We start from the raw sequence: 19202 nt of genomic DNA, 5'->3' as shown, positions 1-19202 counted from the left end.
ACAAATGGCTCGTCGTAATAAGTTATTGGTACCCGAAGCAAGACAGGGTCTTGATCAATTAAAAGCTCAGTTATCTAAATCAAATGATCCAAATGAAGCGAAATTTGAAGTAGCTCGTGAACAAGGCGTAACCTTAAATAAGGGATATAATGGAAACTTAACCTCTAAAGAAGCAGGGAAAGTCGGAGGTAATATGGGTGGTAAAATGGTGCGAGAATTGGTTCAGATGGCTCAGCAGCAAATAAATGATCAACAAAAGAAATAGTAGTTCTAAACAGTTTTTTTAATTAAACAAAAGCATGGAATCCTTTATCGATTCCATGCTTTATCTCTATAGCTTCGTGAATGATTATGAATGAATGGTTTTGGATGCCGCTATTTCATCGATTGCCATAGTAGAATTCAACTCTTCTAAGAATAAGGAGGCAAAGTAGGGGTCCCACTGAGTTCCGCTGCCATCTTCAATAATCGACATCGCTTTTTCAATTGGCATTCCCTTGCGGTACGGTCGATCTGAGGTCATCGCGTCAAACGCATCAGCTACAGCCATTAACCGTCCAAATACAGGAATGTCTTCACCCGCTAATTGGTCCGGATACCCTTTCCCATCATAACGTTCATGATGAGACCTGACCCCTGGTAAAATAGGGTGAAGATCGTCTGGTAAACCGACTTGTTTTAAAATGTTATAGCCAATTACCGGATGTTCTTGAATTTTAGAGAATTCTTCGTCCGTTAGCTTGCCTTCTTTTAGAAGCACGTAATCACGAACACCGATCTTTCCAATGTCGTGAAGCAGTGCTGATTTCCTCAACAACTCTATCCTCTCATCAGAAAAACGGGCCCGCTTGGCAATTCGTACTGAATAGTCAGCTACTCGTTCAGAATGACCAGCTGTATAAGGGTCTCTTGCATCTAAAGTAGTTGCAAACACCGTAAAGAAACTTTCTATTAGTTGTTCATTCTGTTTATCACGTTCTTTTATCCCTGTAACCATATGATTAAACCCGTTCACCAGATGAGAGAACTCGTCATCATATAGGTTATCCATTGATTGAATATCCCCTTCAAATACTGAATCAAAGCGTTCTTCTAGTTCCGTAATAGGGTCCTGGATATTTTTAAATAACAAGATGGCACCAGATAAAGAAACAATGAGAACGACCACAACAATGATTGAAGCCCAGCTCCAGTAGTTAGAAAGCATCTGGCCTTCGTTTTCAACAAGGCGGATTTGAGAAGCTAATATAAATAAAAGAACAGGAAATAACGCAGTAAAAACAGCGCTAGCTAAGAGTTTCGCGCGTATACTAACTTGATTCCTTGGGTCGATCTTTAAAGTCATACCGTAACGCTCCAAACTCTCAGATGTAATGTATTGAATGAGCGGTCGTATAGAGCGATAGGTTAAGAAGAATTCAATCATTGCATGCATAAGCGCAATGAGAATAGCACCGCACCAGGCTAATGCGATGTAATAGATTGGTAGATTCAGGACTCCTAAGCTAATAAGAACAAAAGCTAGGAGAGAGACGGGAATTGAAAAACCGAGTAAATGCGGACCTAATATACGTTGTACGGTTAATAATGGAAATCGGTGTGCTGTTCTATAGGCGAGTTGTAAATCAGCCTGAGTTGTCTTATGACGACTAGCAAAAATCTTACGAATGGGAGTGACGTGTTTGGAATAAAGTAAGAACTCGCTGTAAAGCATGATTATGACAGACACACTCATGATAAACAGTAAATAATTCATCTCACTTGAGGTGAGATCTAATGTATGAAAAATAAACATACTCCCCACGCCAAATACAGCGATGAAGGAGCCGATTAAATAGTTTAGGAGCATTTTTTGTTGAAACGATTGGAACAAGGTTGAGAAGCCTCCTCCAGAATATATATAGTTCTATTATACCAAATAAAACCTTTAAAGGAAGGTTTTATTGAAAGTGGTCAATGTGATCCTTATCTAGATTATTAAAAAGTTTTAAAAATATTAATATAAGGAATAGAAGAGTAGATTATGAACAGGAGGTTTTATAGTGGATAGATTACAAGATAAAATTGCTGTTATTACAGGCGCTGCAACTGGAATTGGTCAAGCGACAGCTGAGCGCTTTTCAGAAGAAGGGGCTACAGTAATTTGTGCTGATGTGGACCAGGATGGGATGGACAGAACAGTAACGCAAATTCGAGAAAATGGAGGAAATGCTGAAGCTTATTACTTAGATGTTTCAGACGTTGAAAGTGTCCAGACATTTGCTAAACAAGTTGAAGAGAAATATAAAAAAATTGATATCCTTTTCAACAATGCAGGTGTTGATCAAGAGGGTGGAAAGGTACATGAATATCCGGTGGAACTATTTGATCGAATTATAAATGTTGACCTGCGTGGGACATTCTTAGCGAGTAAGTTTCTGATTCCGCTTATGCTGGAGGAAGGAGGTTCGATTATAAATACTTCTTCAATGTCAGGACAAGCTGCTGATTTGGATCGGTCTGGTTATAATGCAGCTAAAGGTGGTATTACGAACTTCACCAGAGCCATGGCGATCGACTATGCTCGTGAAGGAATTCGCGTAAACTCTATATCGCCAGGGACCATAGAAACCCCTCTAGTTGATAAATTAGCAGGTTCTAAGAACGAGGAAGAAGGGAAAGAGTTCCGTGAAGCACAGAAGTGGGTTACCCCTATGGGACGCTTAGGTGATCCGAGTGAAATGGCTTCAGTAGCCCTTTTCTTAGTTTCTGATGATGCTTCTTACGTAACGGGTGAGGATATTACTGCTGACGGTGGTCTTCTAGCTTACACATGGCCTGGGAAGATGCTTATAGATGAAAGTTGGAAAAAAGGGACAAAATAAACCCTAAGAAAGAAAAGGCAGCTCTTTAGAGAGCTGCCTTTTCTTTAAGTTATAATGAGGATTAGTTGGGTTTTACTAAAAAATACATATCAATAGTTCTCTGTATATAAAAGTAGTAAAGCAGTCTGCTGACGGATCATACTAAGGATCCCCCAATTGAGTTGGACTGAAGTAAAAAAGGAGGGAGTATCTTGCAACCTTTCACGAAAGAAGTTATTACAATCATAAAAGGAATCCCAGAAGGTCAAGTCATGAGCTACGGTCAAATTGCCAAAGCAGCCGGAAACCCAAGAGCCGCTCGCCAAGTGGCTCGAATTCTCCATTCTATGAGTCGTAAAGAAAATCTCCCATGGCATAGAGTTGTAAATGCTAAAGGGGAGATCGTGGTTGGTGGGGAAGAAGCCATCTTTACACAAAGATCTACACTAGAAGAGGAGGGAGTTCAGGTTCAAGACGGAAAAGTTTCTCTCTCTAGGTATCGATATAATTTTGATGAGAGTGAATAGCGCCGGTTTAACATGTAATTCACTAGGGGATAAGAATGATACGCCCTTATTAAGTCTTAGTAAGAGAAAGGTCGATTCTTATGCATCCAAAAGTGAAAAGCGTTGTTATTCAAATTAGTATCGTACTTATTGCAGCAGGAGTGATCGTAGCGTTAAATCATTATGTGTTTCAAATAAAGCCGGAGCAAATTAAAGACTGGGTAGACCAATTCGGCTTTTGGGCGCCTTTTATCTTTTTATTAATCTTTGCGGTGCGCCCATTTACACTAGTGCCGCTGTCCATTATCGCGATCTCATGCGGAATCATGTTTGGTTCTATTAATGGGACCATCTACATTATTTTAGGTACCACTCTGGGAGCTTTCACATCTTTCATTGCTATGAAATATTTCTTTAAAGAACTGCATATGAAAGAAGAAGGACAAGTGAACCTGAAGGCATTAAAAAATGACCTGGAGGAACATGGTTTTAAATCTGTACTGTTCATTCGTTTAATACCAGGCTTAAATTTTGATTTTATCACTTACATTTGTGCGAAAACGAAAGTGAACTTGCTAAAGTTCTTGCTTGCTACATTTGTCGGAACGATACCAGGCTCAATGATGTTTGGTTTCTTCGGTTCAAGTCTTCTTTCTTTAAAAACAGAAAATCTAATTGTATTAGGTATTATCCTACTTGTTATGGTCTCACTTGGACTTATTATTAAAAAATCAGTAGGGAAGAAGTATGACGTGGATCAACTTAAATCAGAGATTAAGGATTTAAAGCAAAGCTCATAATAAAAAACGACACTCTAAGAAATAGAGTGTCGTTTTTTTATGTTCTCTTTTGTCGTCTCCTCTGACGCCAAAGGGTTAACTCTAAACCGTAGATACAAACGAACAGCCAAGAAATTCCGAACGCGAATCCTGCTAGTATATCTGTTGGGAAGTGAACTCCGAGGTAAACCCGGCTGAATCCGATTAGAAAGATTAAAAGACCCAAAATGGTATTCAATACATAACGAATGGACTTTTTCCACCGCGTAGTTGAAACCATATAGATCATAAAGCCGTAGAACACCATAGAGCCTGTTGAATGGCCGCTTGGGAAGCTGAACCCTGTACCGTCATATTGCTGCAATACTTCAGGTCGTTGTCTTTCAAATAGAAGTTTTAAGACTTTCGTAAGTAAACTAATGCCAAGCATGTTTATGGCAAAATAGACAATAACCCACCGACTCTTTTTGGTGAAGAAATAAATGAATAAAGCAAATAAAACAGATGCTACAGTCAGCAGCATGACAGAACCGAGTTCCGTAATCCAGCCGAACATTGTGCCAAGCCATGGAGCTTGAATATCTTGTACCCAATCTGTAACCATTTGGTCAAAAGCGAACTTTTCTTCTTCAATTACTTGTTCTGCTAATTCAGCAAATAAATAAACGGCCATGCCAATCGTAACAAAGCCTATTAAAAGAATTAAAAACGATTTCCTTGAAAAATCTGATGGTTTGGTTCCTTGAAAGATCAAGTGGCTAACCTCCTAATATCAATATGTTAAAGTCGGCTTTTCCTAATGGTTTACCCTTTTGTGTGGCTTGTAAACAGAACTGTATTCTATGGGAAAATATTACGTCATCCTTCTTTTTTAAAAGATTGAATTATGAGAAAATAATGTAGATTTCATCAAAGAGGGGAAAGCGATATGTCTAAGGAAAAGTTAATAATAGAACGCACAAAAGAGCCGAGAACAAGAGAAACATTAAAGAATGATTTGACCAATATGGGTATAGAGGAGGGGATGACGATTCTTGTCCATTCGTCCTTGTCGGAGATTGGCTGGACAAATGGAGGGGCGGTAGCGGTCGTCCAAGCATTGATGGATGTCATAACTGAACAAGGAACCATTGTTATGCCTGCCCAATCCCCGGTATTATCTGATCCATCTGAATGGGAGAATCCACCGGTACCTGAAAAGTGGTGGCAAACGATAAGAGATACGATGCCTGCTTATGATCCTGTTATCACACCTACATTAGGAATGGGGAGCATTGTCGAACTCTTTAGAACGTTTCCGAACGTCAAACGTAGTGATCACCCGGCTGTTTCTTTTATAGCATGGGGGGATAGAGCCGATGCAATTCTTTCTGATCACCCTTTACATAATGGTTTGGGTGAAGAATCACCTCTTGGAAAGTTATATAATGAAGGTGCCTATATTCTTTTTATCGGAACGGGATATGATACAGCAACAGCCTTTCACTTGGCTGAGTACCGTGTACCATATCAGAAGAAAATCAATAAAGGTGCTCCATTATTGGTTCAAGGGGAGCGGGTTTGGAAAGTATATGAAGATATCGTTTTTCGTGAGGAGTTGTTTGAAGGAATTGGTAATAGCTTAGAAAAACACATCTCCGTTACTAAAGGTTTTATAGGTTCAGCGGAATCGAAGCTTTTCCCAATGAAGCAAAGTGTTGATTTTGCAGTCAGGTGGCTTCATTCTTACGACCAGACATATGAGGAGTGAATCACGAAGTGTTAAAACAATTTGAACACGTGCGAGGGTGTAATATTTATACAAAACAGTTTGGTTCAGGAGAGCCGATTCTTTTCTTGCATGGAGGACCAGGTGCAAGTCATAGGGTCTTTCTTCCCCATATCGAACCCTTAGCAGAAGACTACCACCTTCTGCTATATGATCAAAAAGGGTGCGGGCGTTCTGATGCACCATCTGATGACGAATACAGCATCCATGAAGAAGTAGAAACGCTTGAAGCCCTACGCAAGGTGTGGGGGCTTGGACAAATGACGCTCGTGGGTGAATCCTGGGGTTCTATACTTGCATTACAGTACGCTAGTATGTATCCCACACGCGTTAAGAAACTGTTCTTAACAGCAGCAATCGGTGTAGATGCCAGAGGATATAAGGAATTTCCTAAACAGTTAATCAGACGTATGAATGTTCAAGATCGCTTAAAGTTTCTCTATCATGAGCGAAAAGGAAATTCAGATCAAGTTATGGATTTAATTGAGCCTTATTACGTTTATGAGCCAGCATCTTTAATAAGAAAAAAACCGATGGCCTTTAATCAACAAGCGAATGAACAAATCGGTAAAGACATCATAAAGCATTACAACCTTAGGCCATTTGCTCATGAACTACAATCGATTCCTATTCGAATTGTCCAGGGAAGTCATGACCTTCTTTCACCTGAGAAAGTTTTGAAAACAGTGAAACACGTGATTCCCAAAGCTCAGGTGATTCGATTAGATGAATGTGGGCACTGGAGTTTTATTGAATGCCCTGAGATGATGAATCACTTATTAAAAGAATTTATGGAGATTAAATAACAGTAAAATGAATAGAAGAAGGGAGATGAGAACCATGTTGAAAAAGTTTTCCCTCATGGCATTAGGGGTTATGCTCGTTATTCTCGCGGCTTGTTCTGATGAAGACAAAAAAGAAGAGTCCCCGCCTGAGGATAAAGAGGAGACGGTTAAAGCAGAAGAAGTAGTAGGTACATGGAACGGGGAGATTGAAGTTCCCGATGGAGCACTTCAAATAATTGTAGAATTTAATAAGGATGAGGAACTAAACGGAACGATTGATATACCCAAGCAACAAATTGAAGACTTCGGTTTAGAAAATATTGAGTTAAATGGAGATGGGGTTAAATTCCAGATGCCATTGTCCGGTACGCCAATGACATTTGACGGAACTGTTGAAGGGGATACAATCTCAGGTACATTCGTCCAATCGGGACAAAGTTTCCCGTTCACTTTAGAGAAAGGGAAAGGTACGAGTGATCCCAAAGCGAACAAAGACGAAACCTTTTTATCTATTGAAACAGAAATGGGAACCCTAACTGGTGCGCTGATGACACCAGATAACCAATCAGAATTTCCCGTGGTGCTTATCATTCCTGGATCAGGTCCTACGACCCGAGACGGGAACTCAGCCCAGTTACCCGGGGAGAATGATAGTCTCCTTAAAATTGCTGAATCCCTTAAAGAAGAGGGAATCGCAAGCCTTCGTTATGACAAACGCGGAGCTGGGAAGAATGCTTCCGTCATAAATGAAGCCGACCTTCGCTTTGACCAGTTTGTGGATGATGCAAGCCTATGGATAGAGAAACTTGGCCAGGATGACCGATTTACAAGTGTTGGTGTCATCGGGCATAGTCAGGGGTCACTTGTTGGGATGCTATCAGCTAAAGACTCGGAGGCAGGAGCGTATGTGTCCTTAGCAGGTGTAGGGAGATCATTTGATAAAGCTCTTCTTGACCAGCTCCAACGAGCATTACCAGGAGAGTTGTATGAAGAGAGTAAAAGAATCGTCGAAGAGATCAAAAAAGGAGAAGTTGTTAAAGATATACCTGAGTCTTTGCAATCCACATTCAGACCATCTGTCCAGCCCTTTCTACGATCTTGGATGGAGTATGACCCTGCTAAACAAATTCAAGAGCTCTCCATTCCAACTCTTATAGTGAGTGGGACCCATGATTTGCAAGTTCCACCTAAGGAAGCAGAAATGTTGGCGGAAGCTCAACCTGAAGCGGAACTTTTAGAAATTGAGGGGATGAATCATGTTCTAAAAGATGCCCCAAAAGACCGTGAAGGAAACTTGAAGGCCTACGAGGACCCTGAAATCCCTCTAGCCGAAGGATTAATGGCAGGCATTGTAACCTTTTTAAAAGATCATCTCAATTAATCGTTTATAATGTGCAAAGTTTGAAATGGACTTTGGATCTTTACGTTTAAAGGTGTTAAGGAAGGAGGATGCCAGTGTCTGTTCAAATGAATGCGTTCTTATTTCTATTTGTCGTTGCTCTTTTTATTATCCTTTTTTGGTATATTTATTACCGAATTAGAATGGCGACTGTAAGAGAGGGAGCCCCTGTTATTATGGTCGAAAATTACGAGGTTAAAGAGAGCGATAATCACCTACATATAGAAGTTACGTGCCATGCTTATGGAAATTCTGTAGCGCCTGTAGTGTATTTGTTAGGGAAATGGGAGGGCAGAGAGCGCATAGAGAAAGCTGCTCCAAAGCAATTTATCACATCAGAGACAGGCGCTTTCACAATAAATCTCGATATACCGCTTCAAGAAGATATATCTGATTCAAATGTCAATGAGCTTGAGCTTGTCATCTATTATAATGATCCCTTTGGTACGATCTATGAATCTCCTGTTGTAAAGCGTAAAGAGGGATATATGGATCAAGCATTCTCAAGGTCTATTCGCACTTATCCCAAATGGTCTTTTCAAAATAAAGAGATTTTGGGTTATATCCAAAAACACAAATAAGTTGGGAGAGAAGTCGTTGAAACTGTTAATTGCGGATCGGGATGAAACAGAAAGATATGGGATGCGATGGCTTGTCACATCGTCTTCTCTACCCTTTTCTTCTGTTTTACTATCAAGTACATTAAAAGAAACCTTAAGCATGATCGAGTCTGAACGTCCGCACGTAATCATACTCGAACTTGATATGATGAACGAGAATTCGTTTAGTGAAATGAAATGGCGTCTTGCGGACTACGTCATAAAGGTGGTCGCTACTACAACTGAAGCGACTTTCGCTAGAGCGATGGAAGCGATCGAGCTTCAGGTCGAGAAGCTACTTATGAAACCTTTATCGCCTATGCAACTACAGAGTATATTAAAGAAAAGTTTATTAGATATAGAGTCTCAACGTTCGAAAGAATCAAGTGTTGAAAAGCTTGACGATCATCACTTTCTTTATCATGCTCTCTTTGTAAAAGATTCCCCTGCTTTGAACGAAAATCTCACCCTTTTCTTAGTACAACCTGAGTACTCACGTGGTCTAAAGTCTCTCCACCACTCGCTCCAATCCTACCCTTTTCAGTATCCGGTTACGGTATTGCCACTAAGCGATCGAATCATCTGCCTTTACCCTTCTTCGGATCGGAATCTTGTTATCGATGAAGCCAGGCGTTTTTTAAGGGATTGGCATGATAGCTCGAAAGGCTCCATAGGGATTTCCTTACCAGCAACCGCGCTTAACGATAATAGTATCTATCACCAGTATCAGGATGTGAAGAAGGGCGTTGAACTCTTTTTTTATAAAGGATTTCGTCATGTGATGGCTCTTGAAGAACCAGTAAATTGGCGATATTTAGATCCATTTCTTAGTCCAAGTGAGCAAGTCGAATGGGAAGATATACTTAAGAAGAAGGATCAAAACCGCATGAAAGATTGGATGTATGGTTCATTCCTTCATGTTATACCTCCATATCCTGATCCTGGCTTGTTAAAAACACGTCTAACGAGCATACTAGCTCAGGTAAGGCGTTTTATGAAGACTCATCATCTTGATGAGGACAAACGATTAGAAGAGCGATATCAAGGTGTGTTTGAATCCATTCTTCATCACCGTCTTCTCTATAAGATTGTGCAAGATATGCTTTTGTTTATGAGTCTGGTTGTGGAGGAGGTAGAAGAAAAGGAGATCGATCATTACGATGTGGTAGAGAGTTGCCTTGGTTATATGAAGACACACTTTGCTAACCCGAGTTTATCGCTTGTGGAGGTGGCTCGATCGGTGAATCGTAATCCGTCATATATTAGCACGTTAATAAAGGACCGAAAAGATCGGTCTTATCGAGAGATTTTGTTACATATTCGTATGAATGAAGCAAAAGTTTTGTTAGCATCCTCAAAAGAACCGATTCAGCAGATTGCTGAACATGTAGGGTTTTCTCAGGCCAATCATTTTAGCCGGAAATTCAAAGAAGCAACAGGGATGAGCCCTAGTACATACCGTAATCAAAAATTGAGATCATAACCCAATTAATCGATCATTAATTTGATGAGATGGTCGAATGAGATGCACATACACCTAATGTATGTGTATTTTTTTATGTTTTTTCGACATTCTAACGATCTTTTTCATTCGATATAGTGTAATTAGACAGAAAATTAAGTGAAAAAGGATGATTACAATGGAACGATTAAAAGCAAATCAGCCCATCAAAAGTCCAACAGGATCAACGCTTCATACAAAAGGATGGATTCAAGAAGCCGCTCTCAGAATGCTTTTAAACAATTTAGACCCAGAAGTAGCAGAGCGTCCGGAAGACCTCGTAGTGTACGGAGGGATTGGGAAGGCTGCCAGAAATCAAGAGTCATTCAACGCAATAGTGAAAACGCTTCAAGATTTAGAGAACGATGAAACGATGCTCATTCAATCAGGGAAACCTGTGGCCGTTTTTACGTCACATAAGGATGCGCCTCGCGTTTTACTAGCAAATTCTAACCTCGTTCCAGCCTGGGCAAATTGGGACCATTTTCATGAGCTAGACCAAAAGGGGCTCATGATGTATGGCCAGATGACAGCTGGCAGTTGGATCTATATTGGGAGTCAGGGCATTGTGCAGGGGACGTATGAAACGTTCGCCGAAGCGGCTAAGCAACATTTCGGTGGATCCTTGAAAGGAACCATCACGGTGACAGCGGGTCTTGGTGGAATGGGCGGGGCCCAACCTTTAGCTGTGACACTGAACGGTGGTGTTTGTATTGCCATCGAAGTGGATCGATCAAGAATTCAGAAACGCCTTGATACAGGCTATGTCGATACAATGGTTGAAACATTGGATGAAGCAATTCAACTAGCGCAGGATGCCAAAAATAAAGGGGAAGCCCTTTCTATTGGCTTGCTAGGGAATGCATGTGAAATCCTACCTACTATGCTTGACCGTTCATTTATACCAGATGTTCTCACGGATCAAACATCGGCTCATGATCCGTTAAATGGATACATTCCTGAATATACCTCCCTCGAAAAAGCCAACTCCTGGCGTAAGGATGATCCAAAGACATACGTGGCGGCTTCTAAGAAATCGATGGCGAAACATGTGAAAGCGATGCTTCAGATGCAGCAGAAGGGAGCCATCACATTTGATTACGGAAACAACATCAGGCAAGTGGCCAAAGAGGAAGGTGTAGAGGATGCCTTTGATTTCCCTGGCTTTGTCCCTGCTTATATTCGTCCGCAGTTTTGTGAAGGGAAAGGTCCTTTCAGGTGGGTGGCGTTATCTGGGGATCCTGAAGATATTTATAAAACGGATGAAGTGATTTTACGAGAGTTCAGTGACAATAAACACTTGTGTAATTGGATTAAAATGGCAAGAGAGAAGATTCAGTTTCAAGGATTGCCATCAAGGATTTGTTGGCTTGGATACGGCGAACGAGCTCGATTTGGCAAAATCATTAACGATATGGTTAGGAATGGAGAGCTAAAAGCCCCGATTGTAATAGGTCGAGATCATTTGGATTCAGGATCTGTCGCTTCACCAAACAGGGAAACAGAAGGGATGAAAGATGGCAGTGATGCTGTAGCAGATTGGCCAATTTTAAATGCGATGATCAATAGCGTTGGCGGAGCCAGTTGGGTATCCGTTCATCATGGTGGTGGCGTAGGGATGGGGTATTCCATCCATGCAGGTATGGTCATTGTTGCTGATGGAACGAAAGATGCAGAAGTAAGATTAGAGCGGGTGTTAACAACAGACCCTGGCATGGGCATTGCAAGGCATGCAGACGCTGGATATGATCTTGCAATTCAAACGGCTAAAGACAAAGGTGTAAACATTCCAATGCTAGATCAATAGAAGGAGGAACGGATATGAAGCCGATTTTTATTCGACATGCTAGCCAAGTAATCGCAGGTCAGAAAGATCAAGGAGACCCACTCACTCAAGAGGCAATGAATGTCTTGAATGTCATTGAGGACGGAAGTGTGTGGATCGAAGAAGGAGTCATTAAACGTGTTGGTACTGATACACAGTTGGTGGAGGAGTTCGGTAGTCGTGTGGAAGAAGCGGACGTAATAGACGCACGAGGCAAACTCGTTACACCAGGTCTTGTCGATCCTCATACGCACCTTGTTCACGCGGGGACAAGAGAAAATGAATTTGATATGCGCTTAAATGGGAAAACGTATATGGAAATTATGAATGCAGGTGGCGGTATCCACGCCACTACAAGAGCAACAAGAGAAGCGACAGAAGAAGAACTATATAAGGAGAGCTATGAACGACTCAATCAATTTCTTTTGCACGGGGTGACAACTGTTGAAGCTAAGAGTGGCTATGGAATGAACCTTGAAGTGGAAATGCGTCAGCTTCAAGTGGCTTCGGAGCTACACAAGGATCATCCAGTTGATATTGTTCGTACGTTTATGGGAGCGCATGTAGTACCACCTGAATATAAAGAGGACACGGATGCTTTTGTAGACCTCGTCATTGATCATATGATTCCGAAAGTAGCTGAATCCGGTCTTGCTGAATTTAACGATGTATTTTGTGAACGTGGTGTATTTACGCCGGAACAATCGAAGCGCATTTTAGAAGCCGGCAAGGCGTATGGTCTACATCCTAAAATACATGCAGATGAGATTGAACCTTACAAAGGAGCTGAACTGGCCGCTGAAGTAGGAGCCATATCGGCTGATCATTTACTTCGTGCCTCTGATGAAGGGGTAAGGATGATGGCTGAGCGCGGGGTAATGGGTGTGTTATTACCTGGTACTGCCTTTTTCTTAATGGCTGATAGTGCTAATGGTCGTGGCATGATTGACGCTGGGGTACCTGTTGCACTGTCTACTGATTGCAATCCAGGCTCCTCTCCGACGGTTTCTCTTCCTCTAATTATGAACCTCGGCTGCTTGAAGATGGGAATGACTCCTGCTGAAGTGTTAAATGCAGCTACAGTGAACGCTGCGCATGCCATTCGTCGCGGAAACGTAGCAGGGAGCCTCTCTGAAGGTAGAAAAGCAGATGTAGTCATTCATAACACACCTAACTTTATGCAACTGCAGTACCGATATGGAGTGAATCATACCGATACCGTCATTAAAGCTGGAAAGGTTGTTGTGAAAGGGGGTGCCCTCGTATGATGAACTATCCGTATCCTCAGCTTGAGCGCCCTTCTTTTAAGTGGAATAGGAGTGTAAATGAAGATCCCAAAGTCCACCATTGGATCCGAACGGTTCCAGAAGATGGGGATATGGAATGGTCCGATGTTGATGTGACACTTCTCGGGGTACCACTTAGCAGGTCTTCAATTAGTGCTTCTGCGGCAAGTGAAAACCCAGACGCTATGCGGAGAGCCTGGAAGTCGTTTTCAACCTATAATATTGATTACGATATAGACCTATCAGCGTTAACGGTTGTTGACCTTGGTGATACGAGGCAACATGTAACCGATATTGAAACGTGTCACAGACACATTGTAGAAGCTATGGAAACGGGGCGAAAGGTTCATCCTCATACAATCCCTTTAACCCTTGGAGGCGATCATTCCATTACAGCTATGCTTATAAAAGGAATGAAACGAGCTGAACCGCATAAACGCATCGGCCTCCTTCAGTTTGATACTCATTTTGACTTGAGGGATCTTGAAACGTACGGACCAGCAAATGGCACTCCTGTTAGGAACTTAATTGAAAGCGGGACGGTTAAAGGAGAAGATGTTTATAACATTGGATTGCACGGATTCTTTAATGCGAAATCATTAAAAACATATGCTGATCAAGTTGGCTTACGGTACGTGACGATGAGAGAGGCAAGGAAAATGGGTATGGAGTCTGTCGTCAATGAAGCCATAAAGGAGCTTTCTAAAAAAGTCGATATGATTTATATGACAGTCGACATGGATGTCCTCGACATGACACAAGGACCTGCGGCACCAGCCTCAACTCCAGGAGGTATGCGAACGGATGAACTGTTCGAAGCAATCACACTAGCAGGCAGCTCTCCCCACGTTCAAGCAATGGACATCGTCTGTCTCGACCCTACTAAAGACGTCGGGGACTTCACCGTCAAAGCCGCCGTCCACACCATGCTCTCCTTCCTAACAGGCCTAAGCATGAGGAAAACGTGAGTGCTTTAACAAACGAAAGCGTGCCAGACACCCGTCAGTGCTTTAGAGCAAGAAAGGGTGTCTGGCACGCTTCATTCTGATAGAGAGTTAAATCACTTTGGTTTTTTGGTTTCATAGTTATGTTGAATGATATCCTCAAATTTATTTTCTTGACCTCCGTACATAGAGTCCCCGTATTGACTTATAAATTGTTTGTATAGGTGTTGAACGAACTCTGCGTCTTGAGGGCGATTAGATCCTATGTTTAAGAGTTTGTCCCATTTGAGGGATTCTAGATAAGTGTTGAATTCGTTCACATGATAACGATTTATTTGACCCTGATAAAACTTGTCATAAAATTCCGTCCACACGTTTGTCTCTTTTAAGTAGATCGCTCCGTTTGTCATTTCTTTCAGAAATCGTCTTTCATTTTCTTTATGTTGAAGGGCGGTATATAAATGTTCTCCAGCTACAAGAGAATGAAGGTGAATTTGCGCACGTACTTCTGATGCTGTTCTTATTACTTTGGCATCTTCACGATGTTCATCGTAGAAAAATATCGTTATAAAGATCAGAATGAGGAAAGAAAAAAAGAACAAGACTCGTTTCGTAGACCACATTTCCTTTCACCCTTTCAAATATGATTATTTTAGAAGTATACATGACACTCCAAATGATTCCAATGATACATGAACTAGATTCCGAGGTTTTCCCTTTGTAATAAAGCATAAAAAAAGAACCTTCTAAAGGTTCTAGGTTTTGCTCTTTCTTGTCATCATCCCATAAATAAGGGAATAGCTGCTGCTCTTGCTGAACAGAGCTTTCGGTAAAGAAACTTTGCACAACATGGTTTGAAAGCAACGATACATAGATAGCAAACAGAAGGACTGGTATGACGGGAACTCTCAACAAACCCCCTCCTTCTTTCTTGATGTTAATGTAAAATATGATTAGAGAGGGAGAATTATGTCAGCACCATTTCCACTACGTACTTGTCCGCACGAACTTATTTTTTGTTATACTAGTTAATTAGAAATGAGTAGAAGGAGTACGGTTACATGGAAAAGAATAAAGTATTGCTCGTAGACGGAATGGCGTTATTATTTAGAGCCTTTTATGCGACTGCGATGAGTGGTTATTACATGGTCAATAGTAAAGGAGTGCCGACAAATGCCGTTTACGGATTTGTGAAGCACTTATTTGCAGCGACGAACGAATATAAACCAAGTCACGTCATTTGTTGCTGGGATATGGGGAGTCATACGTTCCGAAATGATCTATACCCAGAATATAAAGCAAACAGAGGAGAGGCTCCTGTTGAATTGATTCCACAGTTTGAACTTGTCAAAGAAGTTACCGCTGCTATGGACATTCCAAATGTCGGAATAACAGGTTATGAAGCCGATGACTTAATGGGCACGCTTGCTAACGTTTATAGTGAGGAAAATGAAGTGCTTATTCTAACTGGGGACCAGGACACTCTACAACTTCTAAAGGATAACGTAAAAGTCATTCTTATGAAGAAAGGGTACGGCAACTTTGCAGAATATGAACATGGAACGTTCTATGATGAAAAAGGGATCTCACCTCAGCAAATGATTGATTTAAAAGCACTTATGGGAGATAGTAGCGATAACTATCCTGGTGTTAAAGGAATCGGTGAGAAAACAGCGTTAAAATTACTGCAAAAGCACGAGACAATCGAAGGACTCCTTGAAAATTTAGATGCCCTAACCAAAGCACAGCGCACAAAGATCGAACAAGACCTAGAGATGCTTCACTTATCAAGAAAACTAGCCCGCATCCACTGCGAAGTAGACGTCACATGCTCTCTTGAAGAAGCTGTGCTCTCGATTAACGAAGACCTCATGCATAATAAGTTTGATGAGCTCGAGTTTAAAAACATCAATCGATTAATCAATCCCTAAAATAAAACGAGTATGAAATCCTAGAGATTTCATACTCGTTTTTGTAATGTTTCCGTCTGCTTTGATAGAGCGGAAGGTGGTCCTGGAAACCACTCAATAAACATAACGGCCCCTGTTTTCCTCAGAAAAATAGCATGTGTAAACCAATCTATTGTTTGTCACGATGCATCCGGTTAGAAATGAACGACATCACCATAACGATGATAATCACCCCGATTAAATTAACCCACCATGGAGATTCAAAAGCTGAAGTGAAAATCCCTAATAAAAAAGCTAGGGCGAGAGTCCAGAAAAAGCGAGTAGTAGATTTCATATTTCAACGACCTTTCTCATAGTTGTATAGGTTTAGTGTAATGGAAATCCCTCGTAAATGAAAGCTTATTATAGGATGATACTTATAGGTGTATGGGTATAATTGTTTATATTTGGTGGAATAGGTTTAAGGAATCCCTGATGAGGAATGAGTACAGTGGTTGTAATCATAGTAAATGAGGTTTCCATGTATGGAACAAGAAAATCAAGAACAAACGTATACGATGCCAAGAATTGGCGATGAGGCGCCATCTTTCCAGGCCGCTACAAGTCAGGGGAACCTGAGTCTTGAAGATTATAAAGGGAAATGGGTTGTTCTATTCTCTCATCCATCTGACTTTACTCCCGTATGTACAACAGAATTTGTAGCTTTTCAAGAGATTTATCCAGAATTAAAAGAAATGAACACAGAACTGCTCGGCTTAAGTGTAGATAGTGTCCCTTCTCACATAGCCTGGATCAGAAGCATTGAAGAGAACTTTAATACGACGATTGAGTTCCCGGTCATAGCTGATCTGGATAAGCAGGTGGCTATGAAATATGGCATGATTATGCCAGGTGAAAGTCAAGTGGAAACAAGTCGTGCTGTATTCGTTATTGATGATAAACAAAAGATTCGCTCCATTATCTATTATCCATTAACAACTGGTCGGAATATGCAAGAAATTCTTCGCCTTGTAAAAGCCCTGCAAACGACAGATGAGCATGGTGTTTCAACACCTGCTAACTGGACAGAAGGGGACAAAGCTGTCGTTTCACCGCCTAAAACACAAGAAGATGCAGCAAAACGAGCGCAAGAAGAAGGCATCGAATACATTGATTGGTATATTTCTAAGAAAGAACTTTAAGAGTGTGAGGATGTAAACTAAAGGTAATGTAGTTTCGCTTTTTTCGATCATTGCATTCTAAATGTAAAAAGGCAGCTCCCCAAAAAAAGGGGGGCTGCTTTTTTTAATATCTTTTGATCATCCACTCTAGTTTATGTAAAGTTTGAATTTTGAACAAGTTGGATGAATCGATCAACCTGAGGGAGATTACGGACATTTTTTTGAAAACACAGCCACGTTTCTCTGCTGAGGGGCTCATTGTCCAGTGTCAAGGGTAGGTGTGGATACTGATGAAGTTCTTCAGAGACGACACTTTTAGGGAGAACGGCCATCCCTAGTCCTTTCTTCATAAACTGTTTACACGTTTCAATCTGATCCACTTGAATGCTCTTGATGGGTTTAAAAGAAGGGTGAGATAGGAACCACTCGTCCACTAGATTATGGAACGTTGAATCGCTTTTGAACGCAATAAGAGGACGTTCTTTTCCAGATGCAAATGGCTTCGTGTCATACAAGTATAGGGGATCGCTTAATAAGTGTATGTTTTCTCCATCTTTCATCGCTTCGCCGCGAATGAGACGGACATGGAAGTTCTGGTTGGGATTTCTAAGGTCCTCGCTTAATCCTGTTACTAAATCAATTTTTACATCAGGATAAAGGGAGGTGTATGTTTCAAGTAAGCTCGGTAAAAACTGCTGACTCACAATCGATGAAGCTCCGATCGATAACGTCCCGGAAATCTGATCTCCATAAGATTGAAGAAGGGTTTGAAGTTCTGTTTCTTTCTCAATTACTTCTTGTGCGTGTTCTACAATTTGTTCTCCAATGGGTGTTAGCAATAGTTTCTTTGATGTTCGTACAAATAATGGGTGATGAAAATAAGATTCTATATAGCGAAGACGTTGGGTGATGGCAGGTTGGGAAACGTATAGGTGCTTAGCTGTACCTCTGACGGTCCCGATTGTGGATAGATGAATAATCAATTCATAATCTTCTAGCTTCATAGGTTCACCTCCTAGAGTGATAAGTAATGGTTATCGCTTTTTATTATAACTTAGTATTATTCCTAATGCGATAAATTGAATATAGTAAAAGTAGATAGCAAAGGAGGAATGTATGATGAACAAGAAACGAAATGTGCAAGAACAGTTCGGGAAACATGCCAATCGCTATGTAACAAGTACCACTCATGCAAAGAGCGAAGATCTCCCTATGATGGTGGAGTGGCTGCAGCCTCAAAAGACAGAGAAGGTCCTCGACATTGCAACAGGTGGAGGGCATGTCGCTCATACCTTAGCCCCTCATGTGAAAAGAGTGGTGGTAAGTGATCTGACCAAGCCTATGCTACAAGCTGCTGTCAACTTTTTAGAAACACATGACAATATTGAGGCGGTAGTAGCCGATGCAGAAGAGTTACCCTTTTTAGATGAAACTTTCGATATTGTCATATGCCGTATTGCGGCCCATCATTTTCCTAACCCTGATCGATTCATTCAAGAAGTAGGGCGTGTAATAAAGAAAGGAGGAGCTTTTGTTCTTATCGATAATGTTTCTTCTGAACACCGTGAGATAGCGGACTTTTATAATTCATTTGAAGAAAAGAGAGACTGTAGTCATCAGCGGGCGCTTCCTATATCAGAATGGAAAGCGCTTATGAATCAGTTCGATTTAAAAATCCAAAAGCAGTCGTTAAGGAAGAAAACACTCCCTTATCATGAATGGGTGAGTCGCATGATAGAAGATGGGAATGAAAGAGAGGAAATCCATCAAATGATGGTAGGGGCGGAGCAAGAGATAAAAGAGTATTTTCAGATGGAAATGAAAGAAAATAGACTCCTATCCTTTGCTATTGATGAGTGGATGGTGCTTTGTACTAAAGGGTGAAGGAGGGGATGGC

At 41.1% G+C, this 19202-nt stretch carries 19 protein-coding genes; 15 read left to right on the top strand and 4 right to left on the bottom strand.

Annotated features, from left to right (window positions below):
- Positions 1-4 precede the first annotated feature (4 nt).
- On the top strand, positions 5-265 hold the full coding sequence (locus tag N780_RS05825) for an alpha/beta-type small acid-soluble spore protein (RefSeq protein WP_036781296.1): 261 nt from the start codon (positions 5-7) through the stop codon (positions 263-265).
- A gap of 84 nt (positions 266-349) precedes the next feature.
- Here the strand turns inward: N780_RS05825 and N780_RS05820 are convergent, their stop codons facing one another.
- Entirely contained in the window at positions 350-1873 is a 1524-nt protein-coding gene (locus N780_RS05820) for an HD domain-containing phosphohydrolase (protein ID WP_332307805.1), read from the bottom strand.
- Positions 1874-2042: 169 nt separating this feature from the next.
- Here N780_RS05820 and N780_RS05815 point away from each other — a divergent pair, with 169 nt between their 5' ends.
- From N780_RS05815 to N780_RS05805, 3 genes are all read left to right on the top strand, one after another.
- Complete coding sequence (locus N780_RS05815; RefSeq protein WP_036781293.1) at positions 2043-2864, top strand: SDR family oxidoreductase; 822 nt, start codon at positions 2043-2045, stop codon at positions 2862-2864.
- 191 nt (positions 2865-3055) lie between these two features.
- Entirely contained in the window at positions 3056-3370 is a 315-nt protein-coding gene (locus N780_RS05810) for an MGMT family protein (protein ID WP_036781290.1), read from the top strand.
- A gap of 80 nt (positions 3371-3450) precedes the next feature.
- Entirely contained in the window at positions 3451-4149 is a 699-nt protein-coding gene (locus N780_RS05805) for a TVP38/TMEM64 family protein (protein WP_036781287.1), read from the top strand.
- 37 nt (positions 4150-4186) lie between these two features.
- Here the strand turns inward: N780_RS05805 and N780_RS05800 are convergent, their stop codons facing one another.
- Positions 4187-4882: a phosphatase PAP2 family protein gene (locus N780_RS05800; protein WP_036781284.1), complete on the bottom strand. Its 696-nt coding sequence runs from the start codon at positions 4880-4882 to the stop codon at positions 4187-4189.
- A 174-nt stretch (positions 4883-5056) separates the two neighbouring features.
- Here N780_RS05800 and N780_RS05795 point away from each other — a divergent pair, with 174 nt between their 5' ends.
- The 8 genes from N780_RS05795 to N780_RS05760 all read left to right on the top strand — a co-directional run bounded on the left by N780_RS05795 (position 5057) and on the right by N780_RS05760 (position 14259).
- Positions 5057-5878, top strand: a complete 822-nt coding sequence (locus N780_RS05795; RefSeq protein WP_036781282.1) for an AAC(3) family N-acetyltransferase — start codon at positions 5057-5059, stop codon at positions 5876-5878.
- An 8-nt stretch (positions 5879-5886) separates the two neighbouring features.
- On the top strand, positions 5887-6702 hold the full coding sequence (locus N780_RS05790) for an alpha/beta fold hydrolase (RefSeq protein ID WP_052114909.1): 816 nt from the start codon (positions 5887-5889) through the stop codon (positions 6700-6702).
- 34 nt (positions 6703-6736) lie between these two features.
- Positions 6737-8062 carry an alpha/beta hydrolase family protein gene (locus N780_RS05785; protein WP_036781280.1) on the top strand — a complete coding sequence of 442 codons (1326 nt, stop codon included), beginning with the start codon at positions 6737-6739 and terminating at the stop codon, positions 8060-8062.
- A gap of 74 nt (positions 8063-8136) precedes the next feature.
- Entirely contained in the window at positions 8137-8661 is a 525-nt protein-coding gene (locus N780_RS05780; protein WP_036781278.1) for a hypothetical protein, read from the top strand.
- 16 nt (positions 8662-8677) lie between these two features.
- The gene (locus N780_RS05775; protein WP_036781277.1) at positions 8678-10162 is read left to right on the top strand and encodes a helix-turn-helix domain-containing protein; all 1485 of its coding nucleotides are present in this window, start codon (positions 8678-8680) and stop codon (positions 10160-10162) included.
- A 157-nt stretch (positions 10163-10319) separates the two neighbouring features.
- Positions 10320-11987 (top strand): urocanate hydratase, encoded by a 1668-nt coding sequence (hutU, locus tag N780_RS05770; RefSeq protein ID WP_438942500.1) that lies wholly within the window; start codon positions 10320-10322, stop codon positions 11985-11987.
- A 14-nt stretch (positions 11988-12001) separates the two neighbouring features.
- Entirely contained in the window at positions 12002-13273 is a 1272-nt protein-coding gene (hutI, locus tag N780_RS05765; protein ID WP_036781274.1) for an imidazolonepropionase, read from the top strand.
- Entirely contained in the window at positions 13273-14259 is a 987-nt protein-coding gene (locus N780_RS05760) for an agmatinase family protein (RefSeq protein WP_036781666.1), read from the top strand. Before hutI ends, N780_RS05760 begins: the two co-directional genes overlap by 1 nt.
- Before the next feature lie 92 nt (positions 14260-14351).
- Here N780_RS05760 and N780_RS05755 read toward each other — a convergent pair whose 3' ends face one another.
- A complete protein-coding gene (locus N780_RS05755) occupies positions 14352-14858 on the bottom strand; it encodes a hypothetical protein (protein WP_156969087.1) in 507 nt (168 codons plus the stop codon).
- 438 nt (positions 14859-15296) lie between these two features.
- On the opposite strand from N780_RS05755, the gene N780_RS05745 reads away from it, so the two are divergent.
- Together N780_RS05745 and N780_RS05740 are read left to right on the top strand one after the other, a co-directional pair.
- On the top strand, positions 15297-16166 hold the full coding sequence (locus tag N780_RS05745; RefSeq protein WP_036781265.1) for a 5'-3' exonuclease: 870 nt from the start codon (positions 15297-15299) through the stop codon (positions 16164-16166).
- Between the two features lie 503 nt (positions 16167-16669).
- Entirely contained in the window at positions 16670-17326 is a 657-nt protein-coding gene (locus tag N780_RS05740) for a peroxiredoxin (RefSeq protein ID WP_036781262.1), read from the top strand.
- Between the two features lie 131 nt (positions 17327-17457).
- Here N780_RS05740 and N780_RS05735 read toward each other — a convergent pair whose 3' ends face one another.
- The gene (locus N780_RS05735) at positions 17458-18309 is read right to left on the bottom strand and encodes a LysR family transcriptional regulator (RefSeq protein ID WP_036781260.1); all 852 of its coding nucleotides are present in this window, start codon (positions 18307-18309) and stop codon (positions 17458-17460) included.
- Between the two features lie 115 nt (positions 18310-18424).
- On the opposite strand from N780_RS05735, the gene N780_RS05730 reads away from it, so the two are divergent.
- Entirely contained in the window at positions 18425-19189 is a 765-nt protein-coding gene (locus N780_RS05730) for a class I SAM-dependent methyltransferase (protein WP_036781257.1), read from the top strand.
- Positions 19190-19202: the final 13 nt, after the last annotated feature.

This window comes from Pontibacillus chungwhensis BH030062 (assembly GCF_000770675.1).
Lineage (GTDB): Bacteria > Bacillota > Bacilli > Bacillales > BH030062 > Pontibacillus > Pontibacillus chungwhensis.
This window is presented reverse-complemented; position numbering and strand designations above follow the sequence as displayed.

Excerpts from the sequence above, each read along its gene's own strand:
- N780_RS05785 (WP_036781280.1), top strand. The coding sequence starts at position 6,737 with ATGTTGAAAAAGTTTTCCCTCATGGCATTAGGGGTTATGCTCGTTATT.
- N780_RS05735 (WP_036781260.1), bottom strand. The coding sequence starts at position 18,309 with ATGAAGCTAGAAGATTATGAATTGATTATTCATCTATCCACAATCGGG.
- hutI (WP_036781274.1), top strand. The coding sequence starts at position 12,002 with ATGAAGCCGATTTTTATTCGACATGCTAGCCAAGTAATCGCAGGTCAG.
- hutU (WP_438942500.1), top strand. The coding sequence starts at position 10,320 with ATGGAACGATTAAAAGCAAATCAGCCCATCAAAAGTCCAACAGGATCA.
- N780_RS05825 (WP_036781296.1), top strand. The coding sequence starts at position 5 with ATGGCTCGTCGTAATAAGTTATTGGTACCCGAAGCAAGACAGGGTCTT.
- N780_RS05795 (WP_036781282.1), top strand. The coding sequence starts at position 5,057 with ATGTCTAAGGAAAAGTTAATAATAGAACGCACAAAAGAGCCGAGAACA.
- N780_RS05730 (WP_036781257.1), top strand. The coding sequence starts at position 18,425 with ATGAACAAGAAACGAAATGTGCAAGAACAGTTCGGGAAACATGCCAAT.
- N780_RS05755 (WP_156969087.1), bottom strand. The coding sequence starts at position 14,858 with ATGTGGTCTACGAAACGAGTCTTGTTCTTTTTTTCTTTCCTCATTCTG.
- N780_RS05740 (WP_036781262.1), top strand. The coding sequence starts at position 16,670 with ATGGAACAAGAAAATCAAGAACAAACGTATACGATGCCAAGAATTGGC.
- N780_RS05760 (WP_036781666.1), top strand. The coding sequence starts at position 13,273 with ATGAACTATCCGTATCCTCAGCTTGAGCGCCCTTCTTTTAAGTGGAAT.
- N780_RS05745 (WP_036781265.1), top strand. The coding sequence starts at position 15,297 with ATGGAAAAGAATAAAGTATTGCTCGTAGACGGAATGGCGTTATTATTT.
- N780_RS05805 (WP_036781287.1), top strand. The coding sequence starts at position 3,451 with ATGCATCCAAAAGTGAAAAGCGTTGTTATTCAAATTAGTATCGTACTT.